This window comes from Vibrio cholerae (assembly GCF_008369605.1).
Taxonomy (GTDB): domain Bacteria; phylum Pseudomonadota; class Gammaproteobacteria; order Enterobacterales; family Vibrionaceae; genus Vibrio; species Vibrio cholerae.
Map to the genome: position 1 here is coordinate 1614993 of NZ_CP043554.1, position 15858 is coordinate 1630850.

At 47.2% G+C, this 15858-nt stretch carries 13 protein-coding genes; 6 read left to right on the forward strand and 7 right to left on the reverse strand.

Annotated elements, in window-relative coordinates:
• Window positions 1-63: 63 nt before the first annotated feature.
• The 3 genes from mglC to mglB form a co-directional block, all read right to left on the reverse strand.
• Complete coding sequence (gene mglC / locus F0316_RS07500) at window positions 64-1071, reverse strand: galactose/methyl galactoside ABC transporter permease MglC (protein ID WP_000340252.1); 1008 nt, start codon at window positions 1069-1071, stop codon at window positions 64-66.
• A 10-nt stretch (window positions 1072-1081) separates the two neighbouring features.
• The gene (mglA, locus tag F0316_RS07505; RefSeq protein ID WP_001891850.1) at window positions 1082-2590 is read right to left on the reverse strand and encodes a galactose/methyl galactoside ABC transporter ATP-binding protein MglA; all 1509 of its coding nucleotides are present in this window, start codon (window positions 2588-2590) and stop codon (window positions 1082-1084) included.
• Between the two features lie 204 nt (window positions 2591-2794).
• Complete coding sequence (gene mglB / locus F0316_RS07510; protein WP_114812511.1) at window positions 2795-3769, reverse strand: galactose/glucose ABC transporter substrate-binding protein MglB; 975 nt, start codon at window positions 3767-3769, stop codon at window positions 2795-2797.
• Between the two features lie 498 nt (window positions 3770-4267).
• Here mglB and F0316_RS07520 point away from each other — a divergent pair, with 498 nt between their 5' ends.
• Together F0316_RS07520 and nqrM are read left to right on the forward strand one after the other, a co-directional pair.
• The gene (locus tag F0316_RS07520) at window positions 4268-4750 is read left to right on the forward strand and encodes a NifB/NifX family molybdenum-iron cluster-binding protein (protein ID WP_000599446.1); all 483 of its coding nucleotides are present in this window, start codon (window positions 4268-4270) and stop codon (window positions 4748-4750) included.
• On the forward strand, window positions 4747-4944 hold the full coding sequence (nqrM, locus tag F0316_RS07525) for a (Na+)-NQR maturation NqrM (protein ID WP_000221701.1): 198 nt from the start codon (window positions 4747-4749) through the stop codon (window positions 4942-4944). The genes F0316_RS07520 and nqrM overlap by 4 nt, the downstream gene beginning before the upstream one ends.
• Window positions 4945-5025: 81 nt before the next feature.
• Here nqrM and F0316_RS07530 read toward each other — a convergent pair whose 3' ends face one another.
• Entirely contained in the window at window positions 5026-8097 is a 3072-nt protein-coding gene (locus F0316_RS07530) for a transglycosylase domain-containing protein (RefSeq protein WP_000135539.1), read from the reverse strand.
• Window positions 8098-8472: 375 nt separating this feature from the next.
• Between F0316_RS07530 and carR the strand changes: the two genes are divergently transcribed.
• The 4 genes from carR (at window position 8473) to F0316_RS07550 (ending at window position 12529) form a co-directional block, all read left to right on the forward strand.
• Window positions 8473-9177 carry a response regulator transcription factor CarR gene (carR, locus tag F0316_RS07535; protein WP_000070849.1) on the forward strand — a complete coding sequence of 235 codons (705 nt, stop codon included), beginning with the start codon at window positions 8473-8475 and terminating at the stop codon, window positions 9175-9177.
• A 25-nt stretch (window positions 9178-9202) separates the two neighbouring features.
• On the forward strand, window positions 9203-10525 hold the full coding sequence (carS, locus tag F0316_RS07540; RefSeq protein WP_149560368.1) for a histidine kinase CarS: 1323 nt from the start codon (window positions 9203-9205) through the stop codon (window positions 10523-10525).
• Window positions 10526-10737: 212 nt separating this feature from the next.
• Complete coding sequence (ompV, locus tag F0316_RS07545) at window positions 10738-11511, forward strand: outer membrane protein OmpV (protein WP_000717059.1); 774 nt, start codon at window positions 10738-10740, stop codon at window positions 11509-11511.
• A gap of 97 nt (window positions 11512-11608) precedes the next feature.
• A complete protein-coding gene (locus F0316_RS07550; protein WP_032474690.1) occupies window positions 11609-12529 on the forward strand; it encodes a VirK/YbjX family protein in 921 nt (306 codons plus the stop codon).
• Window positions 12530-12556: 27 nt separating this feature from the next.
• On the opposite strand, the gene F0316_RS07555 is transcribed toward F0316_RS07550, so the two are convergent.
• From F0316_RS07555 to F0316_RS07565, 3 genes are read right to left on the reverse strand one after another with little or no spacing between them, the layout of a single operon-like run.
• Window positions 12557-13033, reverse strand: a complete 477-nt coding sequence (locus tag F0316_RS07555; protein WP_046121658.1) for a response regulator — start codon at window positions 13031-13033, stop codon at window positions 12557-12559.
• Window positions 13002-14351, reverse strand: coding sequence for an ATP-binding protein (locus F0316_RS07560; protein ID WP_000067031.1), 1350 nt, complete (start codon window positions 14349-14351; stop codon window positions 13002-13004). Before F0316_RS07560 ends, F0316_RS07555 begins: the two co-directional genes overlap by 32 nt.
• Window positions 14352-14360: 9 nt before the next feature.
• Window positions 14361-15773: an SLC13 family permease gene (locus F0316_RS07565; RefSeq protein ID WP_172626043.1), complete on the reverse strand. Its 1413-nt coding sequence runs from the start codon at window positions 15771-15773 to the stop codon at window positions 14361-14363.
• Window positions 15774-15858 lie beyond the last annotated feature (85 nt).

Below are 15858 nucleotides of genomic sequence, written 5' to 3' on the forward strand. Positions count from 1 at the left end.
AAGGTGAGATGAAAAAGGCCTGATAATCATCAGGCCTTAAAAACAGACAAATCGACAATCTGCTTACTTCTTATTGGCGTATTTCATTGAATCCAGCGCTACAGCGAAGATGATGATCGAACCTTTAATGATGTACTGCCAGTAAGGACTAACGCCGATGTAGGTCATACCGTAGTTGATTACGGTGAAGATCAGTACCCCGGTTACGACCCCAGCGATACTCCCCACCCCGCCAGCGAATGAGACACCGCCCACCACACACGCTGCAATCGCATCCAACTCATATAAGAAGCCTAAGTTGTTGGTAGCACTACCAATTCGTCCTGCTTCGAGCATACCGCCAAACGCATAGAACACACCGGAAAGCGCATACACTTTAAGCAGAGTCAGAGGCACGTTAACACCCGACACTTTCGCCGCTTCTGGGTTTCCACCAACCGCAAAAATGTTTTTGCCGAACACGGTTTTATTCCACAGCACCCACATAAAAATGATCGCGATAATGGCGTAGAAGGTGATGTAGGAGAACCTGAAATCGCCGATGCGGATAAAGCCTTGAGTGAAGGTAGTGAAGCGTTCATCAAAACCCGCAATCGGTGATGCACCGACCGAATCGTAGTACAGCGAGTTAATGCCGTACACGATGATCATGGTGCCTAAGGTCGCAATGAATGGCGTTACTTTGAGGTAAGCCACTATCACACCGTTCACCAAGCCGATAATCGCACCAATCAAGCAGACACTAATGATCACCGCCAGAATGGGAATTTCACCCAAGCTTGGGAATACTTTGTTCACGTTATCCATTGATTGCAACAAAGTAGCGGAAATCACCGCGGCGAGACCCACTTGGCGACCAGCTGATAAGTCAGTGCCTTGAGTCACGATCAAACCGGCTACCCCCAACGCAATAATCACGCGCACCGAGGATTGAGTCAGGATATTACTGAGGTTACGTAAGCTTAGAAATGAGGGCTCTTGAATCACAATAATCGCCAGCAGAATAAACAGCACTGCGTAGATTGCGCCCTCTTTTAAATGTTTAATTGCAAATGATTTGACAGCATCCATAGTCATTTCCTTAGAGGTATCGAGAGGCCAGTTCTAGAATTTCGTTCTGAGAAGTTTGTTTGGTATTCACAATGCCCGCATTGCGGCCGTTGCTCATCACCATGATCCGGTCGGTAATTCCGAGCAGTTCCGGCATCTCAGAGGAAATAATGATGATGCCTTTGTCTTTCTTGGCCAGCTCTAAAATCAGCTGGTAAATTTCGTACTTTGCGCCCACATCAATACCGCGTGTGGGTTCATCCAACATCAAAATCTCCGGTTGAGTCAGCAGCCAGCGCCCGATGATGACTTTTTGCTGGTTACCACCGGAAAGCGAACCGATATGAGTTTGATGCGACGGGGTTTTCACCCGCATAGAATCAATCACCCATTGCGTATCACTTTTCATCTTCTTGTCACTGAGTAGACCGTAAGGCGTTCTGTACTCGTCCACGTTGGCAACGAGAGAGTTAAAAGTGATGTCGAGGTTGGAGTAAATCCCCGTCGAGCGGCGCTCTTCGGTCACGAGTGCAAAACCGTTTCTGATCGCTTCATGCGCATCGTGATTTTTCATTTCACGACCATGGAGCAGAATATGTCCGGCACTGCGTTCACGCACACCAAAAATGGTTTCCACAATGTCGGTACGACGCGAACCGACGAGACCCGCCACGCCCAAAATCTCCCCAGCTCGTAGTTCAAACGAAATATCTTGAATCGAGGGTTGATTGAGTGCGGTGAGATTCTTCACCTCAAGAATGACATTCTTCGGTTCGTTGCTTTTTTCAGGGAAACGCTGGGTCAGTTCACGGCCAACCATCATCGAAATGATCTTGTCCATGTCCAACCCTTTCAACGGACGCGTATCGACCCACTGGCCATCACGCAAAATGGTGATCTCATCGCAAATAGAAAAGATCTCTTCCATTTTGTGCGAGATGTACACCACCCCACAGCCTTTTTCTTTGAGCTTTTTGATGATGGTAAAAAGATGGTTTACCTCTTTTTCGGTCAGGGATGAGGTAGGTTCATCCATGATCACCACTTTGGCATCGTAGGAAAACGCTTTGGCGATCTCGAGCATCTGCATCTGTGAAACCGACAAGGTCGCAACTTTGACCTTCGGATCGATATCAATATCGAGTTCGGCAAAAATCGCTTTGGTATCCCGATACATTTTGTCGTGATCGACAAAAAATCCTTTGGTGGGATAACGGCCAAGCCAAATATTATCCATCACCGAGCACTGTTTTACTTGGTTCAACTCTTGGTGAACCATAGAGACACCGGATTCCAGCGCCTCTTTTGATGAGGAGAAGTTCACATGCTGGCCAAGAAAAATGATATCGCCTTCATCTTTCTCATAAATACCAAATAAGCATTTCAACAAGGTAGATTTGCCTGCGCCATTTTCACCCATCAAGGCATGAACCGAATGCGGACGCACTTTTAAATTCACCTTATCCAGAGCTTTCACTCCGGGGAACTCTTTACTCACCCCTGTCATTTCCAACAGGAATTCATGTGTTTGATTGACCATGGCATCACTTTTATTATGCAAAAATTCAGACAACCCATATCAATGCGTGGTACACACGGCGTGATATCTCTGTGCGGCAAATCCGTTGATCTGTCGCTGAATCTTTCGATGTTGCAAAAATATATCCAAATTACTTAGCGTTGCGGCTTCAACTAAGAAGGGATTGTGAAGAGGGGAAGTCTCCTTCCCCTCTTCTCGCCAAGGTTATTCGACGTTATTGATGTCAACGCCTACGTAAGGTACGCGAACGACCTTATTATCAATCGTCCACTGAGTGCCTTCGGCAGCAGGTTTGCCATTGGCTAGATTACGCGCCAATTCAAAGGTCGCTTTAGCTTGGTTTTGCGCATCATTCAGTACAGTACCCGCCATGTCGCCGGACTTAATGAGTGCCAAGGCTTCTGCCAGAGCATCGACACCAAATACTGGGATTTTTTGGCCAGCACCGCGCAGAGCCTCAATCGCGCCCATCGCCATACCGTCGTTGTTGGCAATCACGACTTCGATTTTGCTGCCATTTGGACCTGAGAGCCACGCGTCCATTTTGTCTTTCGCCATCGCGGTATCCCACATGCCGGTATCCATGTGCAGCTCTTGGGTTTTAATACCGTTATCGTTGATGGTTTTCACTGCATAAGTAGTACGCGCTTCCGCATCTGGGTGGCCAGGCTCACCTTTGAGCATCACGTATTGCAGCACGCCATCGCCGTTTTTATCCCACGTTGGGTTAGCTTTCCACTGCGCAGAAATCAAATCGCCTTGAATGATGCCAGACTCTTTAGAGTCAGTTCCGACATAAAACGCTTTGTCATAACTGGCCATCGCTTCAGCGGACGGTTCTTTGTTGTAAAACACCACAGGAACGTCGTCGATTTTAGCTTTCTGGATGATGGTGGGTGCAGCCGCCGGGTCAACAAGGTTGATCGCGAGCGCTTGTACGCCACGCGCCAACATCACATCGACTTGGTCATTTTGCATCGACTGGCTATTTTGCGAGTCATTCATGAGGATACGCGTGTTGCTATCCGCCGCAGCTTCTTTTTCAATCGCTTGGCGAACAACCGACATAAAGTTGTCATCGTATTTGTAGATGGTAAAGCCAATGGTGGTATCTGCCAGAGCTTGTGTACCAAAACCCATACCAGCAGAAAGCATTGCTAAAACAGTTAACTTTCTCATTGAACAAGTCCTATTTGTTGTTTTGTATTACGTGTGTAGGGAACAACGCTTACTCGACCTTTTTGTACAAAAATCCACTTGCACAGTCAGTGAAAACGTTTACTCAGAAGTATAGTTTTAAAAAACACAATTAATGTGAACCAGTTAAAAAATTGTTCTTCAAACCGCCAAACTGTAACCATTTGTTTAAATAGTTTGAACTCAATAACAATTTAGCCCTTATATGATGACAATACCCGTGCTCACTCAGTGGCATAATGTCATATCTAAAAAATCAATGAGTGATAACGTTTACACCAAGCTAATGGTGGTGATAAAAATTGAGCTGCTTATGAAGTGATAGAAGTATAGATGGTGTTTTAACAAGATGACGAAAAATACCCATTCATTCGCTACTCACGCTCCACAGAGACGACAGATAAGTTTGCTGATTTCATTATTGGCATATGCCAATAATGAGCGCAAGATAGCGACGTAATCTTATTTAGGAGAACTAAAATGATTCTAGCCGTTCCTAGCCGCCACGGTGTGCCGTTTAACCATTTTGCCAAAGCGCCCTCATTTTCCGTTATCGATTCCAATACACAGCAGTTACAAGCGGAATTCCATCTTGAACTTGACCCATCAAAGTCCTGTGGCAAAAAGTCAGCGATTCTGCATCAGCTCCGCCACTATCAAGTCGAAGCAGTTGCGGTTCGCCAAATCGGACAATCCATGCTGCAAGCCTTGTTTAACGCAGGGATCCGCGTCTATGCTTTACCTAGGGGAATTGCTTTAACCGATCTGGTATTAACACAGTTACAGCCAATCACGGATTTAAGTTATGGCAAAGCCTCACCAAATAAAGTTCATGGTGAACGAGGATGTGGTAAACACAGTAGCAATCCTTCAGGCTCGCGTAGCACATTCGTTTCGCCATCGACACACCTGTTTCAGCGTGGGTTTTCCATCAAACGGTTATGGAAAGGAGAAGAGAGATGACGTATCTACTGGCTTTCGGTGCCTTTGTGCTCTTTGCGGTTTTAATGACGTTAGGGGTGATGGCTAAGCGCAAACCAATTCAGGGTAGTTGCGGTGGGCTAGCTAACGTGGGGATTGATAAAGAGTGTAATTGTGAAACCACTTGCGATACTCATCAGCGCAAGCTTTACCAAATTTCCGAACCCAAAAAATAAGCCCCCTCTGCAGCTTCAAGCAGGCAAGACATAAACGATTAAGGCAGGAAATCTCCTGCCTTAATCTTATTGTGCTTATATTTATTGTGTGCTTGAGGGGTTCATCGTAGGTCGGCACTCTTGCTCATTCGGAGCCAGATAAGGCGATAAAATCGGTGCCATACCTTTCAATACCTGCACCGGCAGTGCCGAGGTAAAGGTAAATTTCTCTGAATCACTTCCCGCGACGTACGCGGTTAGTGTTCCAAAGTGACGATCGCCCAAATAGAAAACAAAGGTGGCAGTTCGGTTACGCGCTAGAGATTGCACAACAGTACCAGCACGGTTGACCGTTTGTAAGCGGTTATCGCCCGTTCCGGTTTTACCACCCAATACTATCGGCGTACCATCCGGCAGTTTAAACACACCAGAGATCCGTCTTGCAGTACCACTGTCCACCACCTGAGATAACGCCCCGCGCAACGCTCTTGCGACTTCGACAGGCAAGACACGCACGCCTTGAGTTTCAACAGGCGTGAACTCGGTTTCAAACGGAGTATCTTGCGCAAAATGCAGATGGTTAATCCGTTTCGTCGGCACACGTACACCATCGTTTAAAATAATACCCATTAATTCAGACAAGGCGGCAGGCCTATCACCCGAGCTACCCAGTGCAGTAGCAAGAGAAGGCACAAGGTGATCAAACGGGTAACCTAAGCGTTGCCAGCTTTGGTGAATATCCGTAAAGGCTTCCACTTCCAACATGGTGCGCACTCGGCTGTCACGGGCATTACGGTGACGAGTTTTAAACAACCAGCTGTACACTTCTTGGCGTTTATCACTGCTGGCCGCAACAACATCGCTAAAAGATGCCTGATGGTGTTCATTGAGATACCCCAATAGCCACAGTTCAAGCGGATGTACCCGAGCGATGTAACCTTGATCCGGCAGTGAATATTTACCACGTCCATACTTGTTATACAGTTTCTCAAGCTGTTTATCGGTGAGCTTATCGCGCGTAATAGGCGGTAATTTATCATCCATAAAGTGCACAAACTCGCTAACAGATGCCTCTGGCAATAGGTAACGATGTACCGCTGCTAAGCGGTCGGCACTCGGTTTTAAACCTTCGAGCAGCGTCGCCATACGCTCGTCTGTCGTTTTGTCTTTGTATTTGCGCCAGAAGCGAAGTAGATATGCTCTACCCTCTTTATCCGCAAACTGACGCAAATATTCCATGCGGCGCGGATCTTTATCATCCTTCATCAATTGAGCTCGATACCCTTCACTGTATAGGGTGTAGCGCTCAATATCTTTCATTAGTCGCACGAAAGGCAGGTTGATCGACTCACGCAATGCATCACGCATCGTCACGATACGTTCATCATCTTCTTTACGGAAGTTATTGAAGGTATGGATACCTCCACCGGTAAAAAAGCGCTCTTTCGGATCTGCGGAATATTCACGTTCCAATGCCGCTTCTAACATAGTCGCCAAATCGCGTTTTGGACTCGTCAGTAACCATTCCAATGACCAGACGCTCAAAGTATCTTGTGCCTCTACCAGATGGCGGCGAAGTTCCATTACCGACAAGTCATGATATTTACTGTGTAGTTTGGCGATAATCTCAAGATAAGTCGTTAATACACGCAGCTTAGCGGTAGAGCCCAACTCCAACTTACTGCCTTCATTGAGGTCGAACGGTTGATTGGTGTTGTCGGTTTGCACACGCACTTTGAAACCTTCATCCGTTCGTTCAAACAGTGTGAAGCTGTAACGCACATCCGCCGTTTTTTCTGCCGCCAGTAAACGGAAACCAAGAATGCCCACTTGCGCTGCGTACTCAGGATTCGCCAATTTCTGCAAATAACGAGTAACTTCACTTTGTAATTCAAAGTTCAGCGTGGTTGAGGCGCTAAGATCCATTCGGTCAAGATCATACAAACTCACCCCAAGCTGACGGCTTAAATGGGTACGTGCCGCCAGTAAACCTTTATTGGTATTAATTCGAGTCACCGCAGGTTGACGCACAAAATCACGGAACTGTAATCTCGCGTTCAATGCCGCATCCATTAATGATTTTGAAATCATCTTTTCACGGTAGAAAAGTCGTATGTGACTGTCAGTTAAGGTATTTAAATCCGAACGACCCGATACCGCTAAGTAGTATGACGGGCGACGATGAGCAATCATCAGCGCAACCACCTGACGCAATGCCAAACCTTGTTCGGCGAGATCGACAGACTGATTGAGTCGAGTGTCCAGCAGTTGATTGACACGCTCTGGATCCGCTGCAAACCATACCCACAAACCATCACCTAAACCATGCACTTCACCATAACCGGGCGCAGCCGACAGCGGCACTGAGTTCAAATAAGCCCACACCACCAACTTACGTGCCTCTAAGGTATTGGCCCCAAGTCGATAAGCACGTACGCTCGCCGAAACCATTTGGCGAATTTTCTCTTGTGGGCTGTAAGTCAATCCATCTTCTGAGTGACGGTATTTCTCAACTTGAGTCGCCAGCGTACTTCCGCCCGCCGATTGCCCATCCAAATCGAGCGCTTTACCGACCTGAGTCAGAGCCGCTTTAAAAAAGCGTGGCCAATCTACAGCAGGGTTCACCAGCGGATTTTTATCGCTCAACAAATCGCGGTTTTCGATGAACAATAGCGACTGCACAATCAGATCAGGGATCGCGTTAAAGTCTGCATAGTGGTTGCCGGGATAACGGAATTGATAAACGGGTTCAGTACGGCAATCAAATAAGGTAAGTCCAGCTTGCACTTTTTCCGTGTAAGGCACATACAGTCCATATTGCGCATAACGCTGAAGCTCATCGGAAAAACGCACTTGCTGGCGAATTGTAAAACCACGCTGCAATAGACGCTCTTGAATATTCGGTAGCGCCACATAACCTAAACGCTGGTCGAAAGGCCCGTAACTCGGGAACGCAATTTTGTCGCTGGCTCCCGGCTCAACTTGATAGGTCAACCCAGCCGCATAACGACTGATTTCACGCGATTGCAGTGTTGAGGTTTCCATTTCATGGAACAGAGCAGCACCACCTGCTGTACCAATAAGCAGTACCGCAATTAGCCAGTATCGAGGTTTGTTTTTTTGTGCGCGTCGACGCTTTTTTAACACGCGGCGAGGAATTGAGTCAGAAGCCACTTAGTTGAATCCGTTTAATCACTGAGAGTGTAGCCATAAAGCAACAAGAAGAACTCATCGATAACCGATGATAATAGTGTAGAAGTGTAGAGAAGTTACTGAGTTTAGCGAACAGCATTTTCTTATCTGGTTAAAATCGTACCTGATGTATTTTTCGAACACTATGCATGGCGCACATCATTGCATAATGCCGATCGTGTGAACAGTACCTATGAAAAGAAAAAATACTCGTCGTGCCACATATACAGAACTCTATTTTGATAAACATTCCGTTTTCTGACAGAAACAAACAGAAATATTCGTTTTACTGATGATATTTTCAGTTAGTATTGGACGTTTGTTCCTTGATGGATAAACCGTAAATACGAGGTCCCCATGTCTAACCAACCCAGTCTCTACATTATCGAAGACGACACTAAACTTCGCGAAATGTTGGCCGAGTACATGACCAATCAAGGTTTCCAAGTAACCACTTTTGCAACTGGCGAAACCGCTCCCGAACAAATTCTGCTTAATCAGCCTGATCTGGTTCTGCTCGATCTTATGCTACCTGGCGAAAATGGTCTGACAATTTGTAGACAGATCCGTGCACAATTTCTCGGTAAGATTCTCATGCTTACCGCCAGTGATGATGATTTTGACCATGTTGCCGCCCTTGAAATGGGCGCCGATGACTTCGTCAATAAACCCATAAAACCCAGAGTGCTTTTGGCACGGATCCGCATGCTGATGCGCCGAGAAGAGCGAACCGCCGCCAGTGCCGATGCTACCCATTTATTGCAATTTGGCGGCTTGTTACTTAACCAAAGCCGACGCCACTGCGAATTGGATGGAGAAGTGATCAACTTATCGGATAGTGAATTCGATCTGCTGTGGCTCTTAGCTTCAGCGGCGGATCAAGTTGTATCACGCGAGTTTTTGACCAAATCACTTCGGGGGATTGAGTATGATGGGCTAGATCGGACAGTCGACAACAAAATTGTCACTTTACGTAAAAAGCTATGTGATGACTCTAGCACGCCGAAACGGATCATTACGGTACGCGGTAAGGGATATTTATTTGTGCCTGACACTTGGTAAACCTAAGTTGATTTAAAGGAAACCTATGCGCCGCATTTACATCGAGTCACTTGTCTCACTGATCGTGCTGTTTTTTGGCAGCTTGGTCAGCTATAGCTTTATTGTCTATGAATTAGATACCGACTATGACTACGTACTGGAAGATTATCAGGCAGAAGCCTTACAGACTTTATTAAGTCAAATTCGTCGGTTAGACAGTCCAGAAGCGGCGAAAACCGCACTGCGTGGCTATGCCGAACATATCCACAAAACGGTCGACTTACTACCAATCACCGAATTACCACCAGAGGTACAACAGCACTTTTCGAGTGAGGCAGCGCATTCTCCTATTTTCCACGATGATGACCGTCATTTATGGCTTCAGTTGGACTCCAACGAGCAAATTTATCTCCTCAAACCCGACAGCCACTCCCCTGTCTATCAAGCCATAGATCGCGCCGATAACCTATTGTTTGTCTTTATGTTAGGTGGGTTTGCTCTCTATTGTATGTTCTTAATTTGGTTTTTGAGTCGCCGGCTACGTGAGTTGGAGCGGGTCACTCACGATTTCGCAAATGGTAATTTGCAAGCGCGAGCGAGTACTAAAAGCAGTAAAAGCGTGGGTAAGCTCAACCATAGCTTTAACATGATGGCCGATAAAATCTCTCACCTGATCCTCAGTAACAAAGCGCTCACCAATGCCATCGCACATGATTTACGCACCCCGATCTTCCGTATCCAGTGGCAAGCTGAAGTGTTAGCCGAAAGCCAGTTGAATGCAAAACAGCAACAGCAAGTTGCGAGCATTATTGAGGACACGGAGGAAATGGAAACCATGGTGGATGAACTGCTGTATTACGCCAAACTAGAACACCCAGAAAGCGACATCCAGAGTCAGCATTTAGAAGTTAATCAGTGGCTTGCCGACTTTATTGACGAGCAAAGCCATAAAAGCAGTTTACAAATACAGTACCTCCCTTCTCTGCAACCCTTAATGCTGGATGCCGACCCTCAATTGCTCACAAGGGCATTGGTGAACCTCATCCGTAATGCAGAAAAGTACGCAGGTGATCGTCTACTGATTGAAGCGAGTACCGTTGACGCTAAGCTCTGCATCGCCATACACGACAATGGACCGGGGATTGAAGAGCAACATTGGCCGCATATCTTCGATGCCTTTTACAGCACTGACTCGTCACGCAACAAAGCGCAGTCAGGTTTTGGTCTTGGGCTTGCCATCGTTAAGCAGATCATGGCGCGTCACCAAGGTGAAGTCACGCTGACCAAGAGTCCATTGGGCGGAGCTTGTTTCTCGCTATGGCTACCTCTATACCCCAACAAACTGGAGTTGCCAGTAAACAAGCACTGAGTTGATCCCCATGAGCATCAATAGACGATGCGATTGGGGTAAACCCTCGCGACCCGCACATGATTTCAGCTTCAATTAGAAAAGATAAGTAGACAGGGATAAGCCGCTCTGACAAAAGTCAGACATAGCCATACAAACTATTGATATTGTCCTCGCTAGCGATTTTGTACAGTGTTCACATCCAAACATAAGCTCTTACTTGGAAGGACATAATGAAAAAGATCGCACTATTTATCACAGCATCACTTATCGCAGGCAACGCTCTAGCTGCCCAAACTTACATTCGTAACGGCAATATCTATACCCACGAAGGTCAATGGGCTGCGGAAGTGGGTGCTTTTGGCAGTACTGACCTACTCAAGGATCAAGACAAATCTTACGGTGCTTTACTGAACTTTGGTTACCACGGTGAAGATTTCAACGCTGATCTTTCAGGCCTCAACTACCGCTTCTTTGGCAACACAGGCGATATCGTGAATCTAGGCACTTATCTGACTGGCAGCGGCGTTGCTTATGACCAAGATTCAGCAAACAGTGTCAAAGGCATGGACAAGCGCAAAGCCACGGTTGACCTAGGTTTAAACGCCGATATCGCGCTGGGTGACGGTACGGTATCAACCTACTTCCAACACGATATTCTTAATGAGAACAAAGGCTACAAAACGGGCGTTAACTACTTCCATATCATCGATTTGGGTGTCGCTGACTTAGTACCTTTTGCTGGTATCAGTTACCAGAGTTCGGATTACAACAACTACTATTTCGGTGTAAAAGACAAAGAAGCGACCGCGCAACGTAAAGCCTACCATGCGGGTGGCGACTTCTCTTACAACCTAGGTTACAAATTGGTTTACCCAATTAATGACCGTTGGGAAATCACCCAAACCAGTGCGTACACTCGTTTAGGCTCTGATATCGCTCATTCCCCCATCGTCGACAGCGCAAACCAGTGGCTCGTTGGTGCAACCGTCGCTTACCACTTCTAGTCGGCTAGCACTTCTAAACGATACCGCCTTCAGACAGGAGCTCCTCCTGTCTGATTTTTCTGCTTGAACTGCCCTGCGCTACCGAAATGGCTTTGATATGAACCCACGCATTGATTATTTAAAAAGCTTATCCACTCTCGCTGCTGAAATTTATCCCGATATTCGCGGGGTCAAGAAGCTTCGCTATAACGCTCGTTTCTGTCTGTGGGGGATCTTGATGCCGGATACCTTGGCTCGTATCCAAGATTTACTGAATCAGCCCTCTTTTCATCCGGTTCGCCAACACTATCCACGCACCTTGGAAAAACCGTTGAAACCTTATGTTTGTGTGAAATGGTCACCCCAAGAGCGTGCACAACGGCTTATTGAACATTTTGCGTTTCTGGAAAAGCGCCATGCTCAACTGCTTCCACTCATTTATCGTCATCAAGGCTGGTCGCTGTTTCAACACGAGTTGTTTTCGATTCAGCTCTGCCACGGCCCAGAGCGCGAAGGTTCACTTGCTCTGGTCTTGCTCAGTCAAGATCACCAACCCCTGTTCACGCTCGCGTTCAATATCAGTGGTCGCAACAAACCTGTGATTCATATTGGCGCGTTGCAAGGCCCGGGACCCAACGTTGAAAATCGCCAAGAGATCATCCGTCAATTAACCCATCAGTTGCATGGATTGCGTCCTAAGGCGCTGATTATGGAAGTCCTGCTGATTTTGGCACGCTACTGGAGTGTAGAGAAAGTCTATGGTGTGACTAATGAGGGGCATGTTTATCAGGCGCTGCGTTACATCGGCTCAAAACGCAGTTCGGTACGCTTTCAGTATTCCGAGTTATGGCAAGAAATGGGTGGTGAAGCGATTAACCCTTATTGGCATTCGCTCCCAACGCATCCACCGCGTAAAGACCCTCTCAGCTTGTCGAAAACTAAGCGCCGACTCTATACCAAACGTTATGCTTGGCTAGCCGAGCTTGAACAGTCGATTCAAGCTAATTTGCAGCCTTGGGATAACGAGATTCACCACTAAGCTCACCTAACATCGCCTTTCCCGACTTCAACCACGCAGTCGGGAAAGCACAATGGTATTATCCAACTCGCTTTGCCATTCGGTGTAATCTAAACGCTGATCAAACACATAGTGAGTCACTAAACTGCGGACAGAATCCACCAAGGTTTTAGCGCTCCACGGTTTGTCAAAGTAGTGATGAATCCCAGCCGTGTTGATGGCATTAATGGTGTCGGTGTGGGTGGCTTGCCCAGTGAGTAAAACCTTTTTAGTGTGTATGAAGCGAGGGTCAGCGCTGATTTCACTGAGCAACTCGACGCCACTTTTGCCCGGCATCACGTGATCAGAAATCACGACCGCCACCCATTCCCCTTGGGCATCAAGGTCATCCATCAGCTCCAAAGCTTCGTCTGCCGATTCGCAGTCTTCAATATTGATCCAGCGGCTCAAGGGCTCTAAATCCTGTAACACCGCACTCAGTACTTCGCGTTGATCATCCACGCAAATGATGTTCAGTTTCTCCATGGTATCCCTCAACTGGTAATTTAATCCTAAAAATGGTTTTGTCCTGATCGCTTTTCACCGCAACGGTTCCGCCATAGCCAGAGACAATACGTTTGACAATCGCCAGCCCCAGCCCAAGCCCAAACGAGAGTCCCTCTTTCTTGGTGGTAAAACTGGGTTGGAAAATCTTACGCCGCGTGGCCTCATCTATTTCTGGTCCATTATTGGCGACCGTCACGTATAGACGCTGGCGAGAACAGCGGGTTTGAATATCAATCGTAGGTTCCGTGGTTTGCGCCATCGCATCACAGGCGTTTTTAATTAAATTGATCCACACCTGTACCCACTCGGTTTGCGAGCCTTTGATGATGGGTAAACTTCCCGGACGCATCCGCACGGACACACGACGTAAGTCACTTTGTAACAGGGCCAAAGCGCGATTGATGGTGCTGTTCAAATCCACTTCTTCATCCAAGCGAATATCCGCTCGACCGAGCTGCTTAACCGATTTGACTATCCCAACCGAATGTTTTGCGGCCAATCGCAAGTCATGCAAATCTCGCCCCATCTGCCAATAACGAATCGCTAAATGCGGATTTTTCAGCCAGTGAGCGGAAAGCTCATTAGCGGGAACCGCGCGGGCTAACTCGCGGGCGATATCTTTGGGTAGCTGATACTGCTTTTCAAACACAGCACCGCGTTCACGCGCTTCACTGGATGACACTTTCTGCCCAAACAGCAAGCCAAAATCAAAAAACTGACTCGCTTCTGGATGCACTTCTTCCAGTAATTCCATAAACAAGGCTTCTAGGCGTTCTGTTTTACTGCTGACCACCCCAATGGCATTGTTGAGCTCATGAGCAATGCCCGCCGCGAGCTGGCCCAGCGTCGTCATCTGCTCAGCAGAATATAGCCGCTCTAAAGCGCGTTCTTTGGCAACCGCTTCTTGAGTGGCTCTTCGCTGCCGCTGAGATAACTCAGCCACAATCACAGGCATGAATTGAGTGCTGAGTGAACCATACTGCTCCACATCCTGCACTGGTGTATCACGATCAATCCACGCTAACTCGACCTCACTATCGGCAATCACAGTGGATGACGCCGTCCACAAGCCAGAGAAAAAACTGTGTACCCCAATAAATGCGCCGGAAGCGGCAGAAAATACTTTAATGCGCCGCTCACCTTTTTCAGCAAAATAGCCAGAAACGTGGCCACTTCGTAAATAGTAAAGCCGATCGTTATAACCATTTTGGGCAAGCAAAATTGACCCAGCCGGTAAGGTAATACAGCGATCGGTATGGTTGAAATAGCGCTCAATAACGGCCGCTAAGTTGGACATAACGTTTCCTTAATGGCCGACCATGTTGAGGATCCACACCATCACAAAGCTCATCAGTACCCCCAAAATCCCCAAGATAATGCCCACTTTTGCCATTTGTTGGCTCTGTACATTCCCTGTTGCATGAGCCAGCGCATTCGGTGGCGTACTGATCGGCAATGACATCCCTAAAGACGCCGCAAAAGTGACCACCAGAATCAGCGTCACCTCACCGCCCAAAGGATTGAGTGACGTCATGGATGCCCCAAGCGCAGCCATGATAGGCATCAGCAAGTTAGCGGTTGCGGTGTGTGACATAAAATTCGCCATCAGCAAACAGAGGATGGCCGCACCGAGAATCACGACATAGGGCGAATATTGGTCAAACGGAATACTGTGGACAACCAGTTCTGCCAGACCGGTTTTATCTAAGGCTAAACCTAAAGCAATACCACCGGAAACTAACCACAACACATCCCAAGAGATCATTTTTAAATCTTCTTTGCCAATAATGCCGGTCACCGAAAAGACCGCGACAGGGATTAAGGCGACCGAATAGGAGTTCATACCGTGCAGTGAACCGAGCATCCACAATAAAATGGTCGATGCAAATGTGATGTAAACAACGATGGCTTTGGGCGTCTTTAAAAACTTACCTTTGATGGTTAATTCAATGGTTTTCTGCTCAGCGCGATACATAAACTCAATCAGCAGCCAAGCGAGCGCCATTAAAATCACCACGAATGGGATCCCAAATGCCATCCATTCGGCAAACGTAATTAAGTTATCGCCCACCAAATATTTCAACGCGATTGCATTGGGTGGCGTCCCTATTGGAGTACCAATACCTCCAATATTAGCGGCCACCGGAATACAGAGCGCAAACGCCACACGCCCCGGATCTTTAGGACCAAAAACAGCAATCACTGGCGTTAAAATAGAGAGCATCATGGCCGTAGTAGCCGTGTTCGACATAAACATCGAGAACACTGCGGTGATCATCATTAAACCCAACATCACGTACTTCGGATTATTGCCAAATGGTTTGAGCAGTACGCGGGCTAAGTTGACATCCAGCCGGTATTTGGTTGCGGCCATCGCGAGGAAAAAACCACCTAAAAACAGCATGATAATAGGGTTGGCAAAGGTTGCCATGATTTCAGTTGATTTCAGCAAAGCACCAAATTCGCTTGTCCCCTCGCCCAACCGAAACAAAATGAAGCCTTTATCGGACAGCATCAGCACTTCGAACACAATGATCACCACCGACGTGGAATAGATAGGAATCGGTTCAAATACCCACAAGAGCGCCGCTAATAGGAAAATCGCGATTACCCTTTGTTGTATGACAGTCAGCCCCTCGAAAGGGAATGCGGTGGTAGGAAGCATCAAGACCAACATGGGGATCAGCAACGGAATAATATATTTAAGATAAGGGCGCATCATATTCACTCTTCCTGAGAATCGATTATGTGTTTGGCGAGGAGCTGGCACGCTATCACCGCGGCAATCGTCATTATTGATGCTT

Coding starts and splice junctions, on each gene's coding strand:
- F0316_RS07520 (WP_000599446.1), top strand. CDS start 4,268: ATGATTCTAGCCGTTCCTAGCCGCCACGGTGTGCCGTTTAACCATTTT.
- F0316_RS07555 (WP_046121658.1), bottom strand. CDS start 13,033: ATGGAGAAACTGAACATCATTTGCGTGGATGATCAACGCGAAGTACTG.
- nqrM (WP_000221701.1), top strand. CDS start 4,747: ATGACGTATCTACTGGCTTTCGGTGCCTTTGTGCTCTTTGCGGTTTTA.
- carR (WP_000070849.1), top strand. CDS start 8,473: ATGTCTAACCAACCCAGTCTCTACATTATCGAAGACGACACTAAACTT.
- carS (WP_149560368.1), top strand. CDS start 9,203: ATGCGCCGCATTTACATCGAGTCACTTGTCTCACTGATCGTGCTGTTT.
- ompV (WP_000717059.1), top strand. CDS start 10,738: ATGAAAAAGATCGCACTATTTATCACAGCATCACTTATCGCAGGCAAC.
- mglB (WP_114812511.1), bottom strand. CDS start 3,769: ATGAGAAAGTTAACTGTTTTAGCAATGCTTTCTGCTGGTATGGGTTTT.
- F0316_RS07565 (WP_172626043.1), bottom strand. CDS start 15,773: ATGCGCCCTTATCTTAAATATATTATTCCGTTGCTGATCCCCATGTTG.
- F0316_RS07560 (WP_000067031.1), bottom strand. CDS start 14,351: ATGTCCAACTTAGCGGCCGTTATTGAGCGCTATTTCAACCATACCGAT.
- mglC (WP_000340252.1), bottom strand. CDS start 1,071: ATGGATGCTGTCAAATCATTTGCAATTAAACATTTAAAAGAGGGCGCA.
- F0316_RS07550 (WP_032474690.1), top strand. CDS start 11,609: ATGAACCCACGCATTGATTATTTAAAAAGCTTATCCACTCTCGCTGCT.
- mglA (WP_001891850.1), bottom strand. CDS start 2,590: ATGGTCAATCAAACACATGAATTCCTGTTGGAAATGACAGGGGTGAGT.